Source organism: Pseudomonas sp. CF161 (assembly GCF_000416215.1).
Taxonomy (GTDB): Bacteria; Pseudomonadota; Gammaproteobacteria; order Pseudomonadales; family Pseudomonadaceae; genus Aquipseudomonas.
Genome location: NZ_ATLP01000003.1, coordinates 1 through 510, shown reverse-complemented (window position 1 = coordinate 510; position 510 = coordinate 1). Strand labels below are relative to the sequence as shown.

1 pseudogene is annotated in these 510 nt (G+C 66.1%); it reads right to left on the bottom strand.

What is annotated here, in order from left to right:
- Positions 1-510: pseudogene (locus tag CF161_RS33000) on the bottom strand (hypothetical protein); the annotation flags it as partial.

Sequence of the window (510 nt, the reverse complement as noted above, 5' to 3'; positions counted from 1 at the left end):
AGGCGGTCCAGGCTGTAGAGCGGGAGCCAGGGTTCAGCCACGGGTTGGTGTGTCCAGGTGGCGACCGAGGGCGGCAGGATGCGGACCTTGGCCCAGTCGTTTTGCAGCTCCAGCAGTGCGACGCGTGCGTACAGCGGCAGCCAACCGACGCTGGGGCCATGGGCTCGGGTTGCCAGTCGGGTGCCGTAGTCGGGTTCGGTGGTGGCGGGCGCTAAAGCGTCGTCGCTGGCGGGGGCTGGCAGCGGGGGTGCTTGCAGACGGTGACGGACCAGGACAAAGCCGGTGGAGTAAGGTCGCAACACCGCTGTAGCCTGGGCTTCTTGAGCGTCACCGGCGTTAGCGAGCGGTTCTGCACTGGCCTCCAGAGGTGTATCGGCCACTGGCGTGGCATCCGGGTAATGCTCATCGATTCGGTAGGCGACGATCTCTCCGTCAGCGACGCATTGCACCCCCTCCTCGGTTGAAAACACGTTGGCCGTGCCGCGGTCGAAGTGGATGCCGCCGTGAAAG